Raw genomic sequence first — 7,659 nt, 5'->3', positions numbered from 1 at the left:
CTCCATAACCGCCGCGGAAACGATGTTCTCGCTCGCGATCAGCTCGATCTCGTCGCGCTGGCGACCAAGCTCCGACGACACCGCGCCGAAAACCTCGGGGTCGCGCGACGACAAAGACTCGGTGAAAAAACCTTCCTGTCGATGCGGGGCGTTCATGTGCAAACTCTCCGGAAAATTTGGGGATGCCCGGGGCGAAGGCCGCCCCGGGGAAATCGGTTGCGCGTGCGACGGTCGTCAGGCCGCGGGCAGCGAGATAGCCCGCGCCGCCGCGCCGTCACGTGCGCCATAGTGGCCCAGCACGCGGGCCGCCAGTTCGGCACCCATGCGGCCGGCCTCGGCGACCGTCTTGCCCTGTGCGAGGCCGCCGAGGAAGCCGCTGGCATAGGCGTCGCCGGCGCCGGTGGTGTCCACCACCTTGGCGATGGGCACGGCCTCGACGTGCTGCCGGCCGCTTTCGTCGGCCACCAGCGAGCCCTTGTCGTGCTCGGTCACCGCGGCGATGCCCACCTGGCACAACGCCCAGTCGAGCGCGGCGGAGGTTTCCGTCTGGCCGGCCAGCGCCCCGATCTCGACGTGGTTGCCGATCAGGATGTCGGCGTGCTGCGAGATGAAGTTGAGCATCACGTCGCGGTTGCGCTCCACGCAGCCGGCGTCCGACGGCGTGAGCGCGATGCGCGCACCCGCCGCCCTGGCCTGCTGCGCCGCCGTCTCGATCACCGCCGCGCCTTGCGGCGCGTCCCAGACGTAGCCCTCGACGAACAGGATGTCGCAGGCTTCGGGCATGGCCGCCTGGATGTCCGACGGCGCGAGCGCCTGGGCGGCGCCCAGGTGCGTGCTCATGGTGCGTTCCCCGTCGGGGGTGACCAGCACCACGCAACGGCCCGTACCCGGGCCGTCGGCCGCGTCCGCGGCCGGAACCGGGGCGGTGATGCCCATCGCACCCATCTCCTCGGCGAAGGTGCGGCCGAGGTCGTCCCCGGCCGTCTTGCCAAGGTAGGTGCCCGGCAGGCCGAGATCGGCAAGGTGGGCGATGGAGTTCGCCACCGACCCGCCGGACTGGCGCACGCCGGGGCCGACCTCCTCGAACAGGGCGTGGGCGGCATCGGCCTCGACGAGGTGCATGCCGCCGTGGGTCAGCCCGTGGCGCGCGATCACCTCGGGCTCGACCGAGACGACCACGTCCACCAGCGCGTTGCCCACGCCCACGATATGCGGTTTGCGTTCACTCATGACGTGACCTCAATACCTGTAGTGTTCGGGTTTGTAGGGGCCTTCTGGCTTGACGCCGATGTAATCGGCCTGATCGGGGCTCATCTCGGTGAGGCGCACGCCGATCTTTTCCAGGTGGAGCTTGGCGACCTTCTCGTCGAGGTGCTTGGGCAGGATGTAGACCTCGTTGCCGTAGCTCTCGCCCTTCGTCCACAGCTCGATCTGCGCCAGCACCTGGTTGGTGAAGCTCGCCGACATCACGAAGCTGGGGTGGCCCGTGGCGTTGCCGAGGTTCAGCAGGCGGCCCTCCGACAGAAGGATGATCCGGTTGCCCGTGGGCATCTCGATCATGTCCACCTGGTCCTTGATGTTCGTCCACTTGTGGTTCTTCAGGTTCGCCACCTGGATCTCGTTGTCGAAGTGGCCGATGTTGCCCACGATCGCCATGTCCTTCATCGCGCGCATGTGCTCGATGCGGATCACGTCGCGGTTGCCCGTCGTGGTGATGAAGATGTCCGCGCTCTCGACCACATCCTCGAGCCGCACGACCTCGAAGCCGTCCATCGCCGCCTGCAGCGCGCAGATCGGGTCGACCTCGGTCACCTTCACCCGCGCGCCCGCGCCCGCGAGGCTCGCCGCCGAGCCCTTGCCGACGTCGCCGTAGCCGCAGACAACGGCCGTCTTGCCGGCCATCATCGTGTCCGTCGCCCGCCGGATGCCGTCCACCAGGCTCTCCTTGCAGCCGTACTTGTTGTCGAACTTCGACTTGGTCACGCTGTCGTTCACGTTGAACGCCGGGAACGGAAGGTGACCCTTCTCCATCATCTGGTAAAGCCGGTGCACGCCCGTCGTCGTCTCCTCGCTCACGCCCCGGATCGCGTGGCGCTGCTTCACGAACCAGCCGGGGCTTTCGGCCATCCGCTTGCGGATCTGCGCGAACAGCGCCTCCTCCTCCTCGGAGGTCGGCGCCGCGATCAGCGCATCCTCGCCCTCCTCGACGCGCGCGCCGAGAAGAACGTACATCGTCGCGTCACCGCCGTCGTCGAGGATCATGTTCGCGCCGCCCTCGAACTGGAAGATCCGGTCGCAGTAGTCCCAGTACTCCTCCAGGCTCTCGCCCTTGACCGCGAAAACCGGCGTGCCGCCCTCCGCGATCGCCGCCGCCGCGTGGTCCTGCGTCGAGAAGATGTTGCACGACGCCCAGCGCACCTCGGCCCCGAGCGCGACAAGCGTCTCGATCAGAACCGCCGTCTGGATCGTCATGTGCAAGGAGCCCGCAATCCGCGCGCCCTTCAGCGGCTGCGCCGCGCCGTACTCCGCGCGAAGCGCCATAAGACCCGGCATCTCCGTCTCCGCAATCGCAATCTCGCGACGGCCAAACGCCGAAAGGGAAATGTCGCGGATCGCGCAGTCCTCGGGTGTGGGTGTCTCGGGTTTGTTCATCTCGTGTCTTTCCTTTCGAAATTCCGTGTCGTGGTCCGGCTCACTCGGCCGCGGCGGTGGCGCCGAAGGCGCGGGCCAGTTCGTCGGCGAGGTCCGTCTTCTCCCAGGAGAAGCCGCCGTCGTCCGCGGGGGCGCGCCCGAAGTGGCCGTAGGCCGCGGTGCGGGCATAGATCGGCTTGAGCAGGTCCAGATGCTCGCGGATGCCGCGCGGAGTCAAGCGCACCATCTCGCGCAGGGTCCGGGCCAGCTTGTCCTCGTCCACGCGCCCGGTGCCCAGCGTCTCGACATAGAGCGCGACCGGCTCGGGAACGCCGATGGCATAGGCCAGCTGGATCTGGCACTTGTCGGCCAGGCCGGCGGCCACGACGTTCTTGGCAAGGTAGCGCGCCACATAGGCCGCCGAGCGGTCGACCTTCGTCGGGTCCTTGCCCGAGAACGCGCCGCCGCCGTGCGGGGCCGCGCCGCCGTAGGTGTCCACGATGATCTTGCGTCCCGTCAGCCCGGCGTCGCCGTCGGGGCCGCCGATCACGAAGTTGCCGGTGGGATTCACGATCAGCTTGTCGTCGGGCAGCTTCCAGTCGGACGGGAAGGCCTTCTCGATGTAGGGCTTGACCATCTGGCGCACCTCGTCCTGGCTGACGCCCTCGATGTGCTGGGTCGAGACCACGACCGTGTCCAGGCCCACCGGCTGGCCGTTGCGGTATTCCAGGGTCACCTGGCTTTTCGCGTCCGGGCCGAACCTGGGCTGGGCGCCCGATTTCCGGTCCTCTGCCATGTGGCGCAGGATCCGGTGCGAGAACTGGATCGGTGCCGGCATCAGCTCGTCGGTCTCGTTGCAAGCGTAGCCGAACATGATGCCCTGGTCGCCGGCGCCTTCCTCGCCCTTGTCGCCTTCATCGACGCCCATGGCGATGTCGGAGGACTGCTCGTGCAGCAGGTTCTCGACCGCGCAGGTTTTCCAGGAAAAGCCCTTCTGCTCGTAGCCGATGTCCTTGATCGCGCCGCGGGCGATCTCCTCGACGTGCTGGCGGACGTCCTCGGGGCCGCGCACCTCGCCGGCGATGACGACGCGGTCGGTGGTCGCCAGCGTCTCGCAGGCCACGCGCGACTGCGGGTCGGCCGCCAGGTACGCATCGAGCACGGCGTCGGAAATCCGGTCGCAGACCTTGTCCGGGTGCCCCTCCGACACCGATTCACTGGTGAAAAGCCAGGTTCTGTCGCTCATCTCGTTCCTCTCCTTTCGAAGTTGTACCCGACCTGGGTCAGGCGATCTTGCGGGCCGGCGCCTGGGCCGCGCCCGGTTGCGGTTTGTAGCCGAGGCTCGGCGCCAGCCATGCCTCGACCTCGGCGATCTCCATGCCCTTGCGCTCGGCATAGTCGGCGACCTGATCCGCGCCGATGCGCCCGATGCCGAAATACCGTGCCTCGGGGTGCGCGAAATACAGCCCCGACACCGCGGCCGCCGGCCACATGGCGCAGGATTCGGTCAGGGTCAGCCCGGTGTGCGCGGGCGCTTGCAGCAGCTCGAAAAGCCGCCGTTTCTCGGTGTGGTCGGGGCAGGCCGGGTAGCCTGCCGCGGGGCGGATGCCGCGGTATTTCTCAGCGACCAGCGCCGCGTTATCGAGGGCCTCGTCGGGGGCGTATCCCCACAGGCTGCGGCGCACACGGGCATGCAGGGCCTCCGCGAAGGCCTCGGCGATCCGGTCGCCCAGCGCCTGCACGAGGATCGAATCGTAATCGTTGCCCTCGGCCTTGTAGGCCTCGGCGCGGTCGTGCACCTGCGGACCGGCCGTGACGGCGAACCCGCCGATCCAGTCCGGCGTGCCTTTCGGGGCGACGAAGTCGGCAAGGCTCATGTGCGGCTTGCCGCCGGATTTCTTGCCCTGCTGTCGCAACTGCGGGAAGCGGGTCACCTCGGTCTTGCGGTCCTCGCCGGTCCAGACGATCACGTCGTCGCCCTCACGATTGGCCGGCCAGAGGCCGACGACGCCGCGCGGCTCGAACCAGTTCTCCTTCTCTATCCGGTCGAGCATCGCCTGCGCCTGGTCATAAAGTTCGCGCGCCGTCTCGCCCTTGTCGGGATCGTCAAGGATCTGCGGGAACCGCCCCTTCATCTCCCAGGTGGCGAAGAACGGCGTCCAGTCGATATACTCGCGCAGGACGCTGACGGGCATGTCGTCGATCTCCGTCAGGCCGGGCGTCTGCGGCGCGGGCGGCGTGTAGTCGTCCCAGCCCGCGTCGAACGCGTTGGCGCGCGCCTGCTCGATCGGGACCGTGGGCCGCTCGGTCGTGCGCGAATCCCCCGCCTGGAGCGTTTCGTGCTCGGCGTCGATCTCTCCCAGGTAATCCGAGGCGGTCGTCGACAGCAGCTTCGACACCACGCCCACGGCCTTCGACGCATCGTCGACGTGAATCACGCCGTGTTCGTATTCCGGCGCGATCTTCAGCGCGGTGTGCTTCTTCGAGGTGGTCGCGCCGCCGATCAGCAGCGGGATCTCGAAGCCCTGCCGCGTCATCTCGCCGGCGACCTCGACCATGCGGTCGAGCGACGGGGTGATAAGCCCGGACAGCCCGATGATGTCGGCCTTTTCCTCCTTCGCCTTGGCGAGGATGTCCTCGGTGGGCACCATCACGCCCATGTCGACAACATCGTAGTTGTTGCACTGCAGAACGACGCCGACGATGTTCTTGCCGATGTCGTGCACGTCGCCCTTCACCGTGGCCATCAGGACCTTGCCCTTGGCCGAGGTGTCGCCGGCAAGGCGCTTTTCCTCTTCCATGTAGGGCAGCAGGTGCGCCACGGCCGTCTTCATGACGCGCGCCGACTTCACGACCTGCGGCAGGAACATCTTGCCGTCGCCGAACAGGTCGCCCACGACGTTCATGCCGTCCATGAGCGGCCCCTCGATCACGTCCAGCGGCTTCTCGGCGCGCTGGCGGCATTCCTCTGTGTCGTCGATCACGTAATCGGTGATGCCGTGGACCAGCGCGTGCTCGAGCCGTTTCTCGACCGGCTGCTCGCGCCACTCGGGGTCTTCCTTCTTCGACGCCTCGCCCGAGCCCTTGTAGGCGTCCGCGATCTCCAGAAGGCGCTCGGTGGCGTCGTCGCGACGGTTGAGAAGCACGTCCTCCACCCGCTCGCGCAACTCGTCGGGGATGTCGTCGTAGACGGTGATCTGGCCCGCGTTGACGATGGCCATGTCCATGCCCAGCGGGATCGCGTGATAGAGAAACGCCGAGTGCATCGCCTCGCGCACGGCGTTGTTGCCGCGGAAGCTGAAGGACACGTTGGACAGCCCGCCCGAGATGTGGGTGTCGGGCATGTCCGCCTTTATCAGCTTGATCGCCTCGAAGAAGGCGTTGGCGTAATCGTTGTGTTCCTCGATGCCGGTGGCCACCGCGAAGATGTTCGGATCGAAGATGATGTCCCACGGCTCGAACCCGGCCTTCTGCGTCAGAAGGTCGTAGGAGCGGCGGCAGATCTCGTACTTGTGCTGCGCCGTCTCGGCCTGGCCGTCCTCGTCGAACGCCATGACGACCACGGCGGCGCCGTAGCGGCGGATGGTCCGCGCCTGTTCGAGGAACGCCGTCTCGCCTTCCTTGAGCGAGATCGAGTTGACCACCGCGCGGCCCTGGACGCATTTCAGCCCCGCCTCGATCACCTCGAACTTGGAACTGTCGAGCATCACCGGGACGCGGCTGATGTCGGGCTCCGACGCGATCAGGTTGAGGAAGGTCGTCATCGCGGCCTCGGAGTCGAGCAGCCCCTCGTCCATGTTCACGTCGATGATCTGGGCGCCGTTTTCCACCTGGCTGCGGGCCACGTCGAGAGCCGTGGCATAATCGCCCTCCATGATCAGCTTCTTGAAACGCGCCGAGCCGGTGACGTTCGTGCGCTCACCGATGTTGATGAAACTGGATACGCCGGTCATGCGGCCCCCTCTTGTGTCTGCCCGGCGCCGGGCGCCTCGAACATCTCCAGCCCGCTCAGGCGCATGCGGCGCACCTTCTGCGGGATGGCGCGCGGTGTCTTTCCTTCCACCGCCTTCGCGATGGCGCGAATGTGCTCCGGCGTGGTGCCGCAACAGCCGCCAACGATGTTCACCAGCCCCGCGTCGGCCCATTCGCCCAGATGGCTGGCCGTTTCCTCGGGCGTTTCGTCGTAGCCGCCCATCTCGTTGGGCAGGCCCGCGTTGGGATAGGCGCTGACGCGCGTGTCGGCGACCTCGGAAAGGGTGCGCACGTGCTGGCGCATCTCGCCCGCGCCCAGCGCGCAGTTCAGCCCGATCGAGAAGGGGCGCGCGTGGCTCATCGACACCCAGAACGCCTCGGGCGTCTGGCCGGTCAGCGTGCGCCCCGACCGGTCGGTGATCGTGCCCGAGATCATAAGCGGCGGCACATCGACCCCTTCGTCGCGCAGGCTGTCGATGGCGAACAATGCCGCCTTGGCATTGAGCGTGTCGAAGATCGTCTCGATCAGCAGCAGGTCGCAGCCCGCCTCGATCAGGGCGCGCGCGGCCGCGCCGTAGGCATTTGCCAGGTCGTCGAAGGTCACCGCGCGGTAGCCCGGGTCGTTCACGTCCGGGCTGATGCTGGCCGTCTGGTTCGTCGGGCCGATGCCGCCGGCGACCCACCGCGGCCGCTGGGGCGTCGAGGCCGCCTCGGCGGCCTCGCGCGCCAGCCGCACGCTTTCAGTGTTCATCTCGACGACCAGATCCTCCATGCCGTAATCGGCCTGGCTGATCGCGTTGGCGCCGAATGTGTTCGTGCACAGGATATCGGCGCCCGCGTCGAGGAAATCGGCATGGATGCGGCGGATCATGTCGGGCTGCGTCAGGCTGAGCAACTCGTTGTTGCCGCCAACGTCAGCGGGGTGATCCTTGAACCGCTCCCCGCGATAGGCGGCCTCGTCCGGCTTTTCCTGCTGGATCATCGTGCCCATCGCGCCATCCAGCACGAGGATGCGGCGGGCCGCGTGGTCCTTGATGTCTTCGGTATTACTCATGA

Annotated in this window: 5 protein-coding genes and 1 pseudogene; all 6 read right to left on the bottom strand. The window is 67.4% G+C overall.

Translation table 11 applies throughout. From position 1 onward, the window contains the following. Positions 1–156 (bottom strand): annotated as a pseudogene (glyA, locus tag CEF10_RS06370) (serine hydroxymethyltransferase); the annotation flags it as partial. A 78-nt stretch (positions 157–234) separates the two neighbouring features. Next, on the bottom strand, positions 235–1,230 hold the full coding sequence (locus CEF10_RS06365; RefSeq protein WP_101067290.1) for an adenosine kinase: 996 nt from the start codon (positions 1,228–1,230) through the stop codon (positions 235–237). Between the two features lie 9 nt (positions 1,231–1,239). After that, complete coding sequence (gene ahcY / locus CEF10_RS06360; protein ID WP_101067289.1) at positions 1,240–2,652, bottom strand: adenosylhomocysteinase; 1,413 nt, start codon at positions 2,650–2,652, stop codon at positions 1,240–1,242. 40 nt (positions 2,653–2,692) lie between these two features. Continuing rightward, on the bottom strand, positions 2,693–3,877 hold the full coding sequence (gene metK / locus CEF10_RS06355; RefSeq protein WP_101067288.1) for a methionine adenosyltransferase: 1,185 nt from the start codon (positions 3,875–3,877) through the stop codon (positions 2,693–2,695). Positions 3,878–3,914: 37 nt separating this feature from the next. Further along, positions 3,915–6,584, bottom strand: a complete 2,670-nt coding sequence (gene metH, locus CEF10_RS06350) for a methionine synthase (protein WP_101067287.1) — start codon at positions 6,582–6,584, stop codon at positions 3,915–3,917. Next, on the bottom strand, positions 6,581–7,657 hold the full coding sequence (locus CEF10_RS17505) for a homocysteine S-methyltransferase family protein (RefSeq protein WP_101067286.1): 1,077 nt from the start codon (positions 7,655–7,657) through the stop codon (positions 6,581–6,583). The genes metH and CEF10_RS17505 overlap by 4 nt, the downstream gene beginning before the upstream one ends. Between the last annotated feature and the right edge of the window lie 2 nt (positions 7,658–7,659).

Source organism: Roseovarius salinarum (genome assembly GCF_002834145.1).
Classification (GTDB): Bacteria; Pseudomonadota; Alphaproteobacteria; order Rhodobacterales; family Rhodobacteraceae; genus Roseovarius; species Roseovarius salinarum.
This window is presented reverse-complemented; position numbering and strand designations above follow the sequence as displayed.

Excerpts from the sequence above, each read along its gene's own strand:
- CEF10_RS06365 (WP_101067290.1), bottom strand. The coding sequence starts at position 1,230 with ATGAGTGAACGCAAACCGCATATCGTGGGCGTGGGCAACGCGCTGGTG.
- ahcY (WP_101067289.1), bottom strand. The coding sequence starts at position 2,652 with ATGAACAAACCCGAGACACCCACACCCGAGGACTGCGCGATCCGCGAC.
- metH (WP_101067287.1), bottom strand. The coding sequence starts at position 6,584 with ATGACCGGCGTATCCAGTTTCATCAACATCGGTGAGCGCACGAACGTC.
- metK (WP_101067288.1), bottom strand. The coding sequence starts at position 3,877 with ATGAGCGACAGAACCTGGCTTTTCACCAGTGAATCGGTGTCGGAGGGG.
- CEF10_RS17505 (WP_101067286.1), bottom strand. The coding sequence starts at position 7,657 with ATGAGTAATACCGAAGACATCAAGGACCACGCGGCCCGCCGCATCCTC.